Consider the following 16707-nt stretch of genomic DNA (forward strand, 5'->3'; position numbering starts at 1 on the left):
AAACAAGATGTTAAACACGCTTAAAAATAATATCCTACTGCTTCTTGTCACGGGATTATCTTGGTCGTCCTATGCTCAGATTCAGAGAATGGAACCGCCTTACTGGTATACCGGCATGAACAACACCAAACTTCAAATTGTGTTTTATGGCTCAAATATAGCCCAAAATGAAGTTAGTGCTCCAGCTGCGGTTCCTATACTAGCGGTGACAAAAACGGAGAATCCAAACTATCTCTTTGTAACCATCGACACTAAAGATCTTTTGCCACAAGAGCTAGTTTTTTCTTTTTCGAAAAATAAAAAAAAGCATTTCACTACAAAGTATGAGCTGAAAAAACGAAGAGAAAATTCCGCTTTACGCGAAAGCTATTCTGCTGCAGACATGATGTACCTGGTGATGCCGGATCGTTTTGCAAACGGAAATCCACAGAATGACAATGAAAAATCCATGACCGAAAAGACAAATACGAAAGTCGAAAACGGCAGACATGGAGGAGATCTTGAAGGAATTATACAACATTTAGATTATATCCAAGAATTGGGAGCCACGACAGTTTGGTGCACGCCCTTGTGTGTGAACAATAATGCGAGAGGATCGTATCACGGCTACGGACAGTCAGATGTGTACCAAATTGACCCACGTTTTGGAACCAATGCCGATTATCTGCGATTATCAAATGAGTTGCATAAAAAAGACATGAAACTTGTCATGGATTATGTAACTAATCATTGGGGTGCTCAACACTGGATGATCAAAGATTTACCGACCTACAACTGGATTCATCAATTTCCGGGTTATGCACAAACCAATTATCGCATGACGACACAATTTGACCCAAATGCATCCAAAATTGATGCGCGCCTGTGTGCCGATGGCTGGTTTGTACAATCGATGCCCGACCTCAATCAGTCCAATGAATTGGTTTTAAATTATTTGACACAAAACGCTATTTGGTGGATCGAAAGTGCCAATCTAGACGGGTTTCGGGTAGACACTTACTCGTATAATGATAAAAGGGCCATTGCCAAATGGACCAAAGCCATCACCAACGAATATCCAAATTTTAATATCGTAGGCGAAGTCTGGATGCAAGACCAAGCGCAAATGGCCTATTGGCAAAAAGACAGTAAAATTGCAGCGATACAAAATTACAATTCGTATTTGCCTAGTGTCATGGACTTCACCTTTATGGACGCCACAGCTAAAGTATTTGATGAAAATGAGGCGAGCTGGAACAATGGTCTAATCAAATTGTATGAGAATTTTGCCAATGATTTTTTATACCCCAATCCCAACAACCTACTTACTTTTGTAGAAAACCATGACACGCAACGGTTCAACGAAATCTACAAAAAAGATTTTAAAAAATACGCCATGGCAATGAGTGTATTGGCAACGGTAAGAGGGATACCGCAGCTGTATTATGGTTCTGAGATTGGTATGGCTGGCGACAAAAGTAAAGGAGACGGTGCCATACGACAGGACTTTCCGGGTGGTTGGCAGGGTGACACCAACAATGCGTTTACCAAAGAAGGACGAACAGTTGAGCAACAACAATTTTTTGATTTTAGTTCGAAATTATTTCGATGGCGCAAAACCAACGAAGCGGTTCATTTTGGAAAAACAACACATTACCTTCCTATAGACAACGTGTACGTCTACTTTCGATACACCACCGAAAAAACAGTAATGGTAATCGTTAACAACAATTTGATTTCGAAAAAAATAAAAACAGATCGTTTTGCAGAAAACATTTTGAACTATACCACAGGAAAAGAAGTACTAACGGAAATAGTTGTTCCTTTGAAAAATGAAATCACAATCGAACCGCAAACCGCTTTGCTATTCGAATTGCAAAAATAATTCCGCTTGAACTGGAAAACTAGATAGCCATAGAAATCGTCACGAAATCTATGGCTATTTTACTTTTACTCCTTTAAATTATACTTCATTTTTCGCAAGACACGCAGTGCTTCTTTAAAGGACAAATAAATTTTCGGGAAGGGTTTAAGTAATAATTTGGCGTCTATCAACCTATCTTTTGCCTCGTCAAAACCATTGAGATAGCAGATCATAAAGGTAGAGGGCAAATTTTGTAAATCTTTTATTTCGCTTCTAGTCAATACTGTCTTTCTCTCCAATTTATTTAAAATCGCAATATTGGAGTTGTAAATATGATAAAGCATTTTTTTATTATATGCCGGTGGCTGAAATAGCAATTCACTTTCAATTTTGTAATATCCATTTTCATAAAAATAGATCTTCTGTTGTTCTAGAGGGTAATAACTTGTTTGGTCGTTTAGTCCCAGTGGCACATATTCAACGATTGTAAATGAATCCTCATCAAACGTTATTTTTACTACATCTTGCGCCGAATAAAAGAGTTTTACTTGTTCATTAATTAATTCGATATCAACCCTTGATAAATAAGTCTCATTGCGCACTACTTTTGGTGTTCCTGCCCAACAAATCACAAATAATTCTTTGAATACCTTGTACTGCGGTGTCATATCTTTATGACGAAAATCCATAAAGTCAAACACGCTATCTAAGGTATGCTGAATATTGTTTCGAGATTGGTTTTCGATTCCGACTACAGTCTCTGCATTTTGAAGATTTCGCTCTACTTTATCAACTGTCGGCATAGTATTGCTCCCCACTCTGATAAAAACGCTATTTACGGCAATGGTATAAATTCCTTTTTTAAATGAGGAAACATTCTTCTTTGGTTTTATAGTCACCAAACCCACAACCTTGTCTTTTGGTAGATTAGGGAAGGGTACATTTTCATATTGTATTTTGGGTGGGTTATTGAGGTAAGCATTTACTAAATTCTGAATACGGCTATCATCGAAAAAGTCATCTCCTACAATCACATTGTCTTGGTCCTCTACTCCAACTACGATATAAGAATTATTGGTTGGATTAGAATTGGACAACGCACAAATATGTTTTAAGAATTTGGCTTTGCCCTCTCGCGTATGTAGATTTAATTGGCGCTTTTTGTCATAGAAACTGCTCTCATCATTGTGAGCAAGTAAATTTTTGATCAAGAGCCTTTTATTAATCATTTGACAGCAGAATAGTTGCAGTTCAAGAAACAAAGTAATTGCCTCAAAACACGAATTATTGTCGTTAAATTTACGTAAATAAAAAGGAACAAAATACCACCAAATTGATAAGTGCTATTTTGTTCCTTCTATGCAATAATGAAAAAGCAATAATTCTTATTTTATTCGAAAATAAAGAAAATAGACATCGCTAAATTTCTCTATTTCACTTTATTCACAATAGTTGAGCTCGCTTGCGCAGTACTCATTACCACCAAATCGGCAATGTTTACATGATATGGCCTCGAAATTACAAATTGAATAATATCAGCGATGTCTTCTGGTTGCAACGCATCAAATCCTTTGTATACATTGTTCGCTCTCTCCTCATCGCCTTTGAAACGTACTTTACTAAAAGATGTTTCGACCATTCCTGGATGGATTGCTCCTACTCGAATATTATACGGATTCAAATCAATTCGCATGGCTTGATTCAGCGCATCGACAGTATGTTTGGTGGCACAGTAAACATTCCCATTAGGATAAACTTCCTTGGCAGCAGTTGAACCAATATGAATAATATGACCCGATTTTCTAGCGACCATTTGCGGAATTATAGCTTTAGATACATATAGTAATCCTTTTATATTACTATCGATCATACTGTCCCAATCATCCGTATTTCCATCCTGAATTGCATTAAATCCGTGGGCATTTCCAGCATTATTAATTAGTACATCTATGGTCGAAAATTCTACTGGAAGCGATTTAATTTTTTCGAAAACGCTGGTCTTATCACTCACGTCAAAACAAAGTAAATGTACTGCAGTTAATGCGGATAATTCTTTATGAAGATCCTCTAGAACGTCTAAACGCCTACCACATATAATGATTTTATATTGTTGCCTTGCTAATAATGAAGCAGTTGCTTTCCCTATTCCACTTGTTGCTCCTGTAATTAAAACTGTTTTATCCATTCGTTATCTTGTTACTTAAAAAACTACGATTATTTAATTATTTTGAATTTTATTTAAAGTTCTTAATTATTTAAAAATTGTATCACAATTCAACCTTAAAATTAGGTGATTGCTATAAGTTTTAACCATTTATTAACATCTTTCCTCTAAAAAAAAATTCAATTTGCACTACCAAAACTAAAGCATTAATCACAAGGTTTTAAATAAATAGATAATGGAAGAAAATACTGCGACTTTAGACATTAGAGCGATCAATGAAAAAATTGAAAGAGAAAGTGCTTTTATAGACCTTCTTACAATGGAGATGAATAAAGTGATTGTAGGGCAAAAGCATATGGTTGAACGTTTGCTAATTGGTCTTTTGGGACAAGGGCACATTCTATTAGAAGGAGTTCCTGGTTTAGCAAAGACACTAGCAATCAATACACTATCACAAGCAATACAAGGATCTTTTAGCAGGATACAGTTTACTCCAGATTTATTACCTGCCGATGTAGTGGGTACAATGATTTATAATATTAAATCAAATGAGTTCTCTATAAAAAAGGGACCCGTATTTGCAAACTTTGTACTTGCCGATGAGATTAACCGTGCTCCTGCTAAGGTACAATCTGCATTACTTGAGGCGATGCAAGAAAAACAAGTGACTATTGGTGACACCACTTTTAAACTAGAAAGACCTTTCTTAGTTTTGGCAACTCAAAACCCTGTTGAACAAGAAGGTACTTATCAGTTACCAGAGGCTCAAGTCGATCGTTTTATGTTGAAAACAGTAATTGATTATCCAAAAATGGATGAGGAGCGTTTGGTAATTCGTCAGAATTTAAAAGGTTCTTATGAAAAAGTGAATGCAGTTGTTTCAGTAGAACAAATTATACGCGCTCAAGAAGCGGTACGCGAAGTATACATGGACGAGAAAATTGAGAAATATATTCTTGACATTGTATTTGCAACGCGTTACCCAGAAAAATACAAATTGGCAGAGTTAAAGCCTTTAATTAGCTTTGGTTCTTCTCCACGTGGTAGTATAAACTTAGCAAATGCAGCAAAATGTTATGCTTTTATCAAACGTCGTGGGTATGTAATACCAGAAGATGTACGCGCTATCGTGCATGATGTACTGCGTCACAGAATAGGAATCACCTATGAAGCCGAAGCAGAAAACATAACTTCGATGGATATTATAAACAAAATTATAAATGAAGTTGAAGTGCCGTAAATTTAGTTTGCAGTAAAGAATCACAGTTTACAGTTTTTACAATACTGAATTCTGGGAATATTAACTGAAACTGATAACTAAACAAAATGGATACAAAAGACCTTTTAAAGAAAGTACGCAAAATAGAAATCAAAACCCGAAGATTGAGTGATCACATTTTTTCGGGAGAATACCACACCTCATTTAAAGGACGTGGAATGACTTTTAGCGAAGTACGACAATACCAATACGGTGACGATATCAGAGCCATTGACTGGAACGTTACCGCTCGTTACAATGAAGCGCACGTAAAAGTTTTTGAGGAAGAACGAGAATTAACCATGATGTTAATGGTTGATATTTCTGGTTCAGAGGGTTTTGGTTCTACTAAAGCCTTCAAAAAAGACATTATCACAGAGATATCTGCGACGATGGCTTTCTCTGCTACTCAAAACAACGATAAAATTGGTTTAATATTGTTCACAGATCAAATTGAATTGTATATTCCACCAAAGAAAGGGCGTTCACATGTTTTGCGCATTATTCGAGAATTAATCGAATTTCAACCAAAAAGTCAGAAAACTGATTTGGCACAAGCATTAAAATTCCTATCAAGTACTCAGAAAAAGAAAGCAATTGTTTTTTTAATGTCCGATTTTATGGTTTCAGATTACGAGCATACTTTAAAAATTGCCGGTAAAAAACATGACATCACAGGGATACGCGTATATGATGTGCGAGAAGAAACAATGCCAAACTTAGGAATAGTAGAAATGACTGATGCCGAAACCGGAGAGAACATGGTTGTTGACACTAGTTCTAAGACAGTTCGTACCAACTATGAAAAACATTATCGCGAACAACTAAATTATTTTAAAGAAACTTTTAGAAAATCGGGATCTGGAATTGTAAATACAAGAGTAGATGAAAGCTATGTAACGAAATTGTTGGGGTATTTCAAGTCGAGATAGAGATTAACGATTGCTGATTAACGAATTGTGATTTTTGATTTGTTGGAATGAAGAATAAATGATTAACGATTGTTGAGTAACGAATTGTGATTTTTGATTTGTTGGAATGAATAATAAATGATTAACGTTGATAACGAATTGTGATTGTTGAGTTAAATAATTAATTGTAGCATGAACAAACATATTTTAGAAGACAGATTAATTGATTTTGCAGTTTTAATAATAAACATTTAAGACAATTTCAAAAAGAATTATGCTGGAAATCATTTAGCTGGTCAAATTATTCGTTCAGGAACTTCTCCAGCGTTAAATTATGGAGAAGCGCAAAGTGCAGAAAGCCATAAAGACTTTGTTCATAAAATGGGAATTTGTTTGAAAGAATTAAGAGAGACATTTGTGTGTATAAAAATTATTGAAAAAGCGAAACTAACATCTGATATAAATACCTTACTTATTGCCAAAATTGAAGCAAATGAACTAATATCAATTTTTGTAGCAAGTATTAAAACATCAAAAAATAATAATGATAGAAAAAACTAACGTACTCGTGTAAGAAATCGAAAATCAAAAATCGTTATTCGAAAATCGTTAATAAATATTTTTCCCCATCAATAATGAAAAAATCATTCTACCTATTACTTCTTTTTTCGGCCTTCGTTTTTGGACAACAAAAACGCGTTGAAACAAGCATTGACACTACCAAAAATAAGATTGGAGCAGAGTTTAAATTGACTTTAAAAACTTCTGTTGACACTTTATCAAAAGTAAAGTTCCCAAATCTTAAAAATTTTGGGGCTCTAGAAGTTATTTACTCCTACCCTATTGATACGGTAAAGAACGATGATCGCTATGAATTGATAAAACGATATGGGCTGACTCAATTTGATTCGGGACGATACGTAATTCCAAGTATCAAAGTGATAATTAATAACAAAGCTTTCTTAACCGATTCTATCGCTGTTGAAGTAGCAAATGTACAAGTCGATACACTGAAGCAAAAAATGTATGACATCAAAGACATCGTAGCTGTCGAAAGCTCGATGGGTAACTGGTGGAAATATTTATTGGCAATTATAGTTCTCGCAGCTATTGGAGCAGCAGTATATTGGTACGTAAAAAAATACCAAAAGAAAAAAATAGAGGAGGAAGTTTACAAAACACCTATCGAAAGAGCAACTCAATTAATGAATACTTTGGAGCAAAAAGAACTTTGGCAAAAAGGTGAAATTAAAGAGTATTACAGCGAACTGACTGATATTGCTCGAAACTACATCGAGGAAGCAATCGAAATTCCTGCAATGGAAAGCACTACATCAGAATTAATTGCTGGTTTAAAAGCAGCTTCTCTTAAAAAGAAAATGAAGCTTTCGCAAGAGACCATTGATAATTTGGAAAAAGTTTTAAAGCAAGCCGATTTGGTGAAATTTGCAAAATCCAAACCAATGGAATTTGAAATTGCTGAAGATCGTCAGAAAATTCAGAAAGCGATTGTAGTACTTGATAGTGCTATTCCTGTTGAAGTGATTGATCAAGAAGAAATGCTTTTGAATGAAGTACAACGACAAAAACAAGTAAAAATACAGCTTGCCAAACAACGTAAAAAACGCATTTCTATAGCGATTGCTTCTGTTGGTTTATTACTTGTGGCAATTTTAGCTTTCTTTATTGTAACAAGAGGTTTTGAAAACGTAAAAGACACCATTCTGGGACATGAATCAAAAGAATTATTAGAGGGAGAATGGATAAAAAGTGAATACGGTAATCCATCTGTTATTATCGAAACTCCAAAAGTTTTGAAGAGAATAGACCTGACGAAAACACTACCAAAAGAAGGATTGGCACTTGTAAAGGAAATGCAGTCATTTGCTTATGGTAGTTTTATTGACAACTTCTATCTAATGGTTTCCACAATGAAGTACAAACAGGAAACGGAAACTGATTTGAAGAAAGCAGTAGAAGTAACTGTCGCATCAATTGAGGGACAAGGAGCACAAAACATGATTGTAAAGCAGGAAGAATTTGAAACACCAGAGGGTGTCAAAGGAATTAAAGCTTATGGTACTTTTGTCAAACTGAATGAGATTACAAATACAAGCAATAAAATGTTTTACGAAATTATTCTATTCGGACAAGAAGGTGGTTTACAACAGATCATGATTTTGCATGAAGAAGGAGATCATTATGCCAACGATATTGCCGATAGAGTGATGAACTCGGTTGAATTAAAAAAAATAACTAACTAATGGAGAAGGTAACATTTTTAAACCCCCAATTTTTTTGGCTGTTTCTACTTATTCCGTTTGCCATTGCTTGGTTGTTCTGGAAAAGAAAACACCAAACAGCAACATTAAAAATAAGTTCTACCAAAGGGTTCAGTGGTTCAACATCTTTTTTAGTAAAGTTTAAACCTTATTTGGGTGTTTTACGCATTTTAGCCTTGTGTTCTTTAATTATAGCTTTGACTCGTCCGAGAACTGTAGATATTAGTAATAAGACTAAGACGACTAAAGGTATTGACATTGTCATGGCAGTCGATGTTTCGGGGAGTATGCTGGCAAAAGATTTAAAACCCAACCGTATGGAGGGTTTAAAAGTGGTAGCAGCTAACTTTGCCTCAGACAGACCAAATGATCGAATCGGATTGGTCGTGTATGCATCAGAAGCATACACAAAGACGCCAGTAACAAGTGATAAGGCTGTAGTTCTAGAAGCCATAAAAAGTATCAAATACGATCAAGTTTTACAAGATGGAACTGGAATCGGAATGGGGTTGGCAACAGCCGTAAATCGTTTGAAAGATAGTAAAGCAAAAAGTAAAGTAATCATTCTCTTAACAGATGGTGTAAATAATGCGGGTTTCATAGAACCAGAAACAGCAGCTGATATTGCTAAACAATATGGCATCAAAGTATATACCATTGGAATTGGGACAAACGGAATGGCCGAGTTTCCTTATGCGCAAGCTCCAAACGGCGAGATTTTGTTCAAGATGATGAAGGTAGAACTTGATGAAAAACTAATGCAATCTATCGCTAAAAAAACAGATGGTAAATATTTTAGAGCTACCAGCAACAATAAATTAGCAGAAATTTACAGCGAAATCAACAAATTGGAAACTACCGAGATCGAAGAACTCAAATTTTACGATTATGACGAAAAATTTAGAGGTTTTGTCTTATTTGCTGGGTTATTATTATTGATAGAAGTTGGATTAAGAAATACGGTATACAAAAGCTTTATCTAAGATCGACTAAATTTTATAGCCTTACGTTTCTATTGAAATATAAAGCGACTGAATATGAAGTACACCTTAGACTGAAAATTGAAAATTAAAATGGAATTAGACGAACGCAACTACTTATACTTACTTTTCCTATTACCATTACTGGTAGCAGTTTTCATGTTTAACATGTATTGGAAAAGAAAAAAACAAAAAGAATTTGGATCTCTTGATGCAATTAATCAGCTGAGTCCTGAACGTTCGGTTTTTAAACCAGTTTTAAAATTGGTTGTAATGGCGTTAGCATTTCTGGGATTAATCTTAGGATTAGCAAACCCAAAGATTGGAACTAAAATGGAAACTGTAAAGCGAGAAGGAATAGATATCGTTTTTGCTATGGACGTTTCCAAAAGTATGTTGGCCGAAGATATCGCTCCTAGCCGACTAGAAAAGAGCAAACAATTAGTTTCTCAAATAATTAGTCAATTAGGTAATGACCGTATCGGAATAGTAGCCTATGCAGGTAGCGCATTTCCTGTTCTTCCAATTACAACAGATTACAGCGTAGCCAAAATGTTCTTGCAAAGTATGAGTCCTGATATGGTTTCATCAAAAGGAACATCTCTAGACGATGCCATAAAATTATCCGCTACTTACTTTGATGATAAAAGTAAAACTAGCAAATTATTAATTTTGATATCAGATGGTGAAGATCATTCTGATGGAGCTTTGGCTGCTGCAGAAGAGGCGACGAAGCAAGGGATGCGTATTATTACTGTGGGTGTAGGAACTGAAAAAGGAGCTACCATACCGCTAAAAAGAAATGGTGTAGTCGAAAGTTATCAGAGAGATAAAAGCGGTGAAGTAGTTGTGACCAAATTAAACAAAGTTAGTCTTGAAACAATTGCTAAAGCAACAAAAGGTGGTTATGTCAACGGAAACAATACCAAAGAAGTGCTAGAATATATTAAAAATAGTCTAAACAACATCCAGAAAACCGAATTTGAAGCAACTCAAATGGCAGATTTTCAATCACAATTTCAGTGGTTTTTAGGATTTGCTTTTGTATTGCTTTTTGCAGATTTATTCTTGTTAGAAAGAAAAACAAGTTGGGTCAAAAAGCTGAATTTATTTAATGAAAAAGAATAATGCAACTCAGAGAGATTGCAAAATGTATCCAAGAAAAATGAAAACACTATATAAAATAAGCTTAGCACTATTCCCTCTTTTGGGCTTAGGAGGTTATGCACAACAAAAAGATGATGCATTACCCAAAGCAAATGAAGAATATACTGCTAGTAAATTTGTAGATGCCGAAGCAAACTATAGAATTTCAAGTGCTAAATTCAATAACAAAGCAGCTGCAAATTACAATTTAGGGAATGCCATTTACAAACAAAACCAAGCTTCTGAGGCAAAATATGCTTTTGGGACAGCAATAGAAAAGGCCAAGACAAGAAGTCAAAAACACAAAGCATTTCACAATCTAGGAAATGTCTTTATGAAGGAGAAAGATTATACGCAAGCTGTAGAAGCCTATAAAAATGCTTTACGTAATAATCCAACTGATGAGGAAACGAGATACAATTTTGCCTTGGCAAAAAAAATGCTAAAAGAAAATCCTCCTAAGAACGACAATAAAGATAAAAATAAAGACAAGGATAAAGACAAGGATAAAGATAAGGACAACAAAGACAAAGATAAAAAGGACGACAAAGGAGATAAAGATAAGGATAAAAAAGACGGCGATAAAGATAAAAAAGACCCTAACAAAGGTGACAAACCTAAGGATGAAGGTCAACCCAAACCGAATCCTAGTGGTATATCGAAACAACGTCTAGAAAACATGCTGGATGCTGTTAATAATGAAGAAAAGAAAATTCAAGGTAAAGTAAATGCAAATAAGGTAAAAGGCAAACCAGTAGATACAGACAAAGACTGGTAACCTTAACTATATCATTTAGGCCATTGATGCAGATTATTTAAAGCAAAACGATTAAATAGAATAATGAAACGAATAGTATTAGTAGTATTTTTAATTTCGCAAGCACTTATAGCGCAAGTACAGTTTGAAGCTAGAGTGAGTAAAAACACGCTTGGGTTAAACGAGAGACTGCGTATAGACTTTTATATGAATTTCGATGGAGATAACTTCAACGAACCCACTTTTGATGGCTTTAGAGTTATTGCAGGACCTAGTCAACAAGTGAGTCAATCTTGGGTAAACGGAAGAAGTTCATTCGAAAAAATGTATTCTTACTATTTAGTTCCTAATCATAAAGGTAATTTGGTAATCAAATCGGCTACGATTGAGTATGAAGGTAAGCAGTATAAAACAGCACCTGTAAAAATCAATGTTACCGATGCCGTTCAGCAGCAGCAACAGCAACAAAGTGGAGACCCTAATGATCCAGCTATATCTGCAGATAGTAACATTTATTTAGTGGCGGATATTTCGAATAGTAATCCTTACATAAATGAACCTATTACTGTAGTCTATAAATTGTATTTCAGTTATAACATCGGAATCACCAACTGGAGAGAACTTAATACTCCAAAGTATAACAATTTCTGGAGTCAAAATATTGACATCAAACAATTAGTTGCAGAAGAAGGTCAATTTAAAGGCGAAAAATACCGCTATGTTGTATTACGTAAAACGGTGCTGTATCCGCAAAAATCGGGAAAATTAGACATTGAACCTTTATCACTAGATATTGATGTACAATTGCCATCTAATCGTCGTGATGTGTTTGGCCGTATGCAGATTACAAATGGAAACAAACGAGTATCTGCAGGAAACAAAACAATCAATGTAAAAGCACTGCCAGAAGCAGGAAAACCAGCTGACTTTACAGGTGCGGTCGGAAAATATGACTTCAAAGTAACCCCATCAAAAACAAGTCTAAAAAATGGCGAAAGCTTAGATTTAGTTGTAAGTGTTACTGGTAAAGGAAATATGAAATTGTTTAGTTTACCAAAACCGGTAGTTCCTAATGCACTCGAGATGTATGATGCGATTCACACAGAGAATGTGAACACGCCCTTATCTGGCATGACAGGATCGATCTCTGACAGTTATACAATTGTTCCTCAATACAAAGGAAATTATCCGATTAAACCAATCCAATTTAGTTATTTTGACTTGGGAACTAAATCATATAAAACAATTAGTTCTCCAGAGATTATGATTGATGTATTAGAAGGACCAACTGATACCCGAAATGCGACTAATGATAGTACTAAACAGAAGGCTGTAGCTCAAGAACAATTCAAATATATTAAAACCAAAACAAATTTGGTTTCGATTAAAGAAGACAATTTCTTAGATTCTAATTTATTCTATGGCTTACTATTCCTACCATTCCTCTTAGTACCAATAATCATTTTGGCTAAAAAGAAAAAAGAAGCAATTGACGGTGATGTATTTGGAAACAGAATTAAAGCAAATAATAAATTGGCAAAAAAATATTTATCAGAAGCCAAAAGACAATTAGCAAACAAAGAGTTGTTTTATATTGCTTTGGAAAAAGCCATGCATAATTTCTTGAAAGGAAAATTGCATATCGAAACTTCAGAGATGAGTAAAGAAAATATTCAAGAATTGCTATTGATAAAAGGTGCTGAAGTTGAAGTTGTAAATGACTTTATCCATTTGACCGAGAATTGCGAATACGCTCGCTATGCTCCTGCATCTAGTGCGAGTATTAAAGAGGACTTTGACAAAGCAGTGATGATTATCTCTATACTAGAAAAACAAATGCTTAAACAATAACAATTCTAAACCTACTAGAACATCCTTTATTAGTGTCTTTTGTTTTGAAATTATAACCTATGAAAAATTATTTATACCTACTTCTATTCTTCGTTTCTCAAAGTTTCTTTGGGCAAGCAAACTTTGACAAAGGGAATGATTTGTATCAAAAAGGACAGTACAAAGAGGCTGCTGTTGCTTATGAGAATATCTTAAAATCTGGTAAACAATCTGCAGACCTTTATTATAACTTGGCAAACTCTTATTATAAATTGAACCAAGTAGCACCTGCTATTTATAATTATGAAAAAGCATTGATTCTAAATCCTGACGATATAGATATTGCAAACAACTTGAAATTTGCACAGAAGAGAACGGTAGACGAAATAAAAGTGGTATCTAAAGTTGGCTTTGCAAAGCTATTACGTGACTTTACCGGAATATATCACTTCAACACTTGGGGATGGATAGCAATAGGCTTTGCTTTTGCATTTTTGATTTGTTTTTTAGGCTATTATTTCTCGAATTTAACGCTTGTTAAAAGAGCCTTTTTCTTTGGAATGTTTATTTTTCTAGTGTTTGTATTTGCAAGTGTAGCTTCGGCAATGTTCGAAAAAAGTTATTATGAAAATGAGAAACCGGCCATTGTTTTTGCCGAAATCGCAGCTGTTTATGGTGAGCCAAAAGTGTCAAGCACAACTATACTTGATCTTCATGAAGGTACCAAAGTATATGTGCTAGAAAGCGTATCGCATTGGAAAAAGATTCAGCTTACTGATGGATCAGAAGGTTGGATTGATAGCAAAATGATTAAAGAAGTGAAATAATTGAAACTATCGTTTTTTGTTTTCAAGTCGCTCTTCGCGATGTTTAATGGTTTTTACTTTAAAATCATCATACCATTCCTCTAATTTTGGGAATACAACTTGTGCCACTTTTTGAACAGGATTGTAAAATATTGAGTTATCAAAAGTTTCTTCTTTTACCAACCAGTTATTGACATTTACTTTTTGAAAGAGATTGAAAAGAACACTCAAAATTAGGATCATTTTTATAACGCTAAATATCCCTCCCGCCAGTCGGTTTACCCAACCAAGATAAGCAAAACTCATCATCCCAGTAAATACTTTGGCCAAGAGTGTTATAGTCAAAACCACTGCGATAAAAGTCAACGCAAACGCTGTCATAGTAACAGTGCGCGGTGACCATGAAACCATTTTGCCAACTACATCGCTAACTGCAGATGAAAATGTAATTGCCAGGTAGATACCCAAAATTAACGACAATAGAGATGCCAATTCGCTGAACAGTCCGTTCTTAATTCCTACGATTAAACTATACAATAGCGATCCCGCCACAAAAAAATCTAAGACACTCATATCATTAAAAATAAGGTGCAAAGATAATTCAACAAAATACAATGACTACAAATAGTTTGCAAAATTTGATCACAATAATATTGTTTTTGTGAGATAGTAATTTAAGCCACTACGTCTTAATTTTTGTTGACGTACTTAATTGTCAGAATACATCAAATGTCCTTTAAACGAATTATAAAGACTACGGTAAAAGCTTTTAAATGCTTCTCCACCTCATCTTATGTATTCAAAATAAAAAAAACCTCAATTTCTCTTAGGATAAATTGAGGATATGCATGTTCACAATGTTCGAACTAATAATTCAAAACAGTTATTCTCTTTTTATTTCATGACCTACAAATTCTTCCAGAAGTGCAAACATGTCATCTACAGACAAAACTTTTGTATCTGGATGGTCTTTTAAAAAACTTGCGTTCAACTCAACAAGATTTTCTTCAATTTCGAAAAAAGTATCATTATTGATCAAATCACGAATCGGATTCACACCTTCTAATTTACTTTTAAAAAATTTATCTCTTTTGACGCTACTCATCAAATTTACTTTTTTACATTGTGCCTGAAACAATTCCAAATGCTTTTGAGCACCTAGCAATTCCAAGCCTTCGGCAATCAAAGCGTTCAATTCCATATTCCATTTTGAATTGTAGACAAATTGTGCAAAATTTCCTTGCGTACATTGGGAAACGTAAAAATCCATGTAGTAGCTCATAATGGCATCTTCATGAATTAAATCATCATCGATTTTTTCTTCACGCATTAGGTTAATAACAGATATATTTGAATTGATGATGTCTTGTGGATTACCGCTACTAGCAGCTGTTTCTGAAATGATGATACTACCAAATTCCATAGAATATTGTTTTAAAAAGTTGAAGTAACAAATTTCGGGTAAAATAGCGAGGGAAGGTCTATTTTTGAGTGCAGATTTTGACGACTCATGAAATTAATTATAAAATTACAAGTTGAAAATGAAATTAATCAGACTAAAACCTTCTTGCTTGCACGATATTCTACAAGATAATAAAGGAGACTGCTAGCAAAATACAAACAAACATCAATCCAATCTGAGGTATATCTTGAATTAACTCGAGGCAGATAATATTCGAAAAAAAAAGAATAATAAGAAGCTAATGATAAAATGAAAACTATAGAGAATTGAAATCTATTATCATTTTTAAAATAACGAATGAAGAAGCTTAGCATTCCTAATACTAGCGGAAGACAAAGAAAATCGTTCACATAATTATTGACATGTATATGCAGCGGCAAATCTAAACGTTGCCGTATGTAAATAAACAGTGCTACGCATAACATAGCGATGTAACCTATTCTTTTCATCATACTACTATTACTAACCTGCTGCTGCTGCAATGATCATCGAAATAAGTCCACCAACGGCAAAGGCAAGAAACATCCAGACATAATAACTTGCTTGAAAGAATGTTCGAATAATTACATTTCTGTGTTCAGAACCCTTTTTAAGAAAAATTTCGATTTTACTAGGGTCTTTAGCAGATGCTTCTTCCAGTTTTATTTTTTCCTGATTTTTTTTTTCCCGCTCCAAATTCCGCTTCATTACCACATCTAATAAAGCGTTACAATTGCTGCAATATGTATTATTCAAATTGACTGTACCACACTCTGGACAGGTTATATAGGAATCATTCATTGAATTTTTTTTACAATTAATTATTCTAACGTTTTTTATCATTAGATATGAGTAACAAATAACATGCAGTCTAATTAATGCTTCAGCAATCTACATTGAAACATTTTATTGCTTTTGCAATAAGTATATAGAGTAAATGTGCTTGCTTTACAGAAGATGTAAAATAGATTACCGCAAAATGTATCACAATCGTATTAATTCTTGTTATACTACCGAATCATTATTTTTCTTTTGCTCATTCATCTTCGTCACCAAAGCTTTTAAACGCAAGGCACTTTCTTTTTTTTCTGCCTGTAGCTTGGCCTTCTTTCGATTTAGAAGTTTTGTATGTAGTGCCTTATTCTTCGTATTTTTTTCGGGTCCTTTTGCCATGGTAATAGTCTTACGATGTTAGTACCGTAAAGATAAAAAAATACTGAAGTCTAACATTACATAATTTAGTAAAGCTGTTAGATTATTAAACTGAAAAATTTAGCAAATACTAAAAT

At 34.3% G+C, this 16707-nt stretch carries 15 protein-coding genes and 1 pseudogene; 10 read left to right on the plus strand and 6 right to left on the minus strand.

Going from position 1 to position 16707, the window contains the following annotated elements:
• The first annotated feature begins 7 nt into the window (after positions 1–7).
• Positions 8–1864, plus strand: coding sequence for a glycoside hydrolase family 13 protein (locus LXH21_RS05155; RefSeq protein ID WP_239863185.1), 1857 nt, complete (start codon positions 8–10; stop codon positions 1862–1864).
• Positions 1865–1929: 65 nt separating this feature from the next.
• Here LXH21_RS05155 and LXH21_RS05160 read toward each other — a convergent pair whose 3' ends face one another.
• The gene (locus LXH21_RS05160) at positions 1930–3072 is read right to left on the minus strand and encodes an ATP-binding protein (protein ID WP_239863186.1); all 1143 of its coding nucleotides are present in this window, start codon (positions 3070–3072) and stop codon (positions 1930–1932) included.
• A gap of 200 nt (positions 3073–3272) precedes the next feature.
• Positions 3273–4028, minus strand: a complete 756-nt coding sequence (locus LXH21_RS05165; RefSeq protein ID WP_239863187.1) for an SDR family NAD(P)-dependent oxidoreductase — start codon at positions 4026–4028, stop codon at positions 3273–3275.
• A gap of 214 nt (positions 4029–4242) precedes the next feature.
• Between LXH21_RS05165 and LXH21_RS05170 the strand changes: the two genes are divergently transcribed.
• From LXH21_RS05170 to LXH21_RS05210, 9 genes and pseudogenes are all read left to right on the plus strand, one after another.
• Positions 4243–5247, plus strand: coding sequence for an AAA family ATPase (locus LXH21_RS05170; RefSeq protein WP_239863188.1), 1005 nt, complete (start codon positions 4243–4245; stop codon positions 5245–5247).
• An 86-nt stretch (positions 5248–5333) separates the two neighbouring features.
• Positions 5334–6197, plus strand: coding sequence for a DUF58 domain-containing protein (locus LXH21_RS05175; RefSeq protein WP_239863191.1), 864 nt, complete (start codon positions 5334–5336; stop codon positions 6195–6197).
• A 255-nt stretch (positions 6198–6452) separates the two neighbouring features.
• Positions 6453–6737: pseudogene (locus tag LXH21_RS05180) on the plus strand (four helix bundle protein); the annotation flags it as partial.
• A gap of 74 nt (positions 6738–6811) precedes the next feature.
• Entirely contained in the window at positions 6812–8440 is a 1629-nt protein-coding gene (locus LXH21_RS05185) for a hypothetical protein (protein ID WP_239863192.1), read from the plus strand.
• Positions 8440–9441, plus strand: a complete 1002-nt coding sequence (locus LXH21_RS05190; RefSeq protein WP_239863193.1) for a vWA domain-containing protein — start codon at positions 8440–8442, stop codon at positions 9439–9441. Before LXH21_RS05185 ends, LXH21_RS05190 begins: the two co-directional genes overlap by 1 nt.
• 90 nt (positions 9442–9531) lie before the next feature.
• On the plus strand, positions 9532–10566 hold the full coding sequence (locus LXH21_RS05195) for a VWA domain-containing protein (RefSeq protein ID WP_239863194.1): 1035 nt from the start codon (positions 9532–9534) through the stop codon (positions 10564–10566).
• A gap of 37 nt (positions 10567–10603) precedes the next feature.
• Positions 10604–11362, plus strand: coding sequence for a tetratricopeptide repeat protein (locus tag LXH21_RS05200; protein WP_239863703.1), 759 nt, complete (start codon positions 10604–10606; stop codon positions 11360–11362).
• A gap of 63 nt (positions 11363–11425) precedes the next feature.
• Positions 11426–13192, plus strand: coding sequence for a BatD family protein (locus LXH21_RS05205; RefSeq protein ID WP_239863195.1), 1767 nt, complete (start codon positions 11426–11428; stop codon positions 13190–13192).
• Positions 13193–13251: 59 nt separating this feature from the next.
• Entirely contained in the window at positions 13252–13998 is a 747-nt protein-coding gene (locus LXH21_RS05210) for a tetratricopeptide repeat protein (RefSeq protein WP_239863196.1), read from the plus strand.
• 6 nt (positions 13999–14004) lie between these two features.
• Here LXH21_RS05210 and LXH21_RS05215 read toward each other — a convergent pair whose 3' ends face one another.
• The 4 genes from LXH21_RS05215 to LXH21_RS05230 all read right to left on the minus strand — a co-directional run bounded on the left by LXH21_RS05215 (position 14005) and on the right by LXH21_RS05230 (position 16591).
• Entirely contained in the window at positions 14005–14550 is a 546-nt protein-coding gene (locus LXH21_RS05215; protein ID WP_239863197.1) for a CvpA family protein, read from the minus strand.
• A gap of 310 nt (positions 14551–14860) precedes the next feature.
• Complete coding sequence (locus LXH21_RS05220) at positions 14861–15400, minus strand: DMP19 family protein (protein WP_239863198.1); 540 nt, start codon at positions 15398–15400, stop codon at positions 14861–14863.
• A 501-nt stretch (positions 15401–15901) separates the two neighbouring features.
• The gene (locus LXH21_RS05225; protein WP_239863199.1) at positions 15902–16219 is read right to left on the minus strand and encodes a protein kinase family protein; all 318 of its coding nucleotides are present in this window, start codon (positions 16217–16219) and stop codon (positions 15902–15904) included.
• 204 nt (positions 16220–16423) lie between these two features.
• The gene (locus LXH21_RS05230) at positions 16424–16591 is read right to left on the minus strand and encodes a hypothetical protein (RefSeq protein WP_239863200.1); all 168 of its coding nucleotides are present in this window, start codon (positions 16589–16591) and stop codon (positions 16424–16426) included.
• Between the last annotated feature and the right edge of the window lie 116 nt (positions 16592–16707).

The sequence above is a fragment of the Flavobacterium algicola genome (genome assembly GCF_022399565.1).
GTDB lineage: Bacteria > Bacteroidota > Bacteroidia > Flavobacteriales > Flavobacteriaceae > Flavobacterium > Flavobacterium algicola.

Coding starts and splice junctions, on each gene's coding strand:
- LXH21_RS05160 (WP_239863186.1), bottom strand. CDS start 3,072: ATGATTAATAAAAGGCTCTTGATCAAAAATTTACTTGCTCACAATGAT.
- LXH21_RS05225 (WP_239863199.1), bottom strand. CDS start 16,219: ATGAATGATTCCTATATAACCTGTCCAGAGTGTGGTACAGTCAATTTG.
- LXH21_RS05195 (WP_239863194.1), top strand. CDS start 9,532: ATGGAATTAGACGAACGCAACTACTTATACTTACTTTTCCTATTACCA.
- LXH21_RS05170 (WP_239863188.1), top strand. CDS start 4,243: ATGGAAGAAAATACTGCGACTTTAGACATTAGAGCGATCAATGAAAAA.
- LXH21_RS05165 (WP_239863187.1), bottom strand. CDS start 4,028: ATGGATAAAACAGTTTTAATTACAGGAGCAACAAGTGGAATAGGGAAA.
- LXH21_RS05200 (WP_239863703.1), top strand. CDS start 10,604: ATGAAAACACTATATAAAATAAGCTTAGCACTATTCCCTCTTTTGGGC.
- LXH21_RS05205 (WP_239863195.1), top strand. CDS start 11,426: ATGAAACGAATAGTATTAGTAGTATTTTTAATTTCGCAAGCACTTATA.
- LXH21_RS05215 (WP_239863197.1), bottom strand. CDS start 14,550: ATGAGTGTCTTAGATTTTTTTGTGGCGGGATCGCTATTGTATAGTTTA.
- LXH21_RS05175 (WP_239863191.1), top strand. CDS start 5,334: ATGGATACAAAAGACCTTTTAAAGAAAGTACGCAAAATAGAAATCAAA.
- LXH21_RS05185 (WP_239863192.1), top strand. CDS start 6,812: ATGAAAAAATCATTCTACCTATTACTTCTTTTTTCGGCCTTCGTTTTT.
- LXH21_RS05155 (WP_239863185.1), top strand. CDS start 8: ATGTTAAACACGCTTAAAAATAATATCCTACTGCTTCTTGTCACGGGA.
- LXH21_RS05220 (WP_239863198.1), bottom strand. CDS start 15,400: ATGGAATTTGGTAGTATCATCATTTCAGAAACAGCTGCTAGTAGCGGT.
- LXH21_RS05190 (WP_239863193.1), top strand. CDS start 8,440: ATGGAGAAGGTAACATTTTTAAACCCCCAATTTTTTTGGCTGTTTCTA.
- LXH21_RS05210 (WP_239863196.1), top strand. CDS start 13,252: ATGAAAAATTATTTATACCTACTTCTATTCTTCGTTTCTCAAAGTTTC.
- LXH21_RS05230 (WP_239863200.1), bottom strand. CDS start 16,591: ATGGCAAAAGGACCCGAAAAAAATACGAAGAATAAGGCACTACATACA.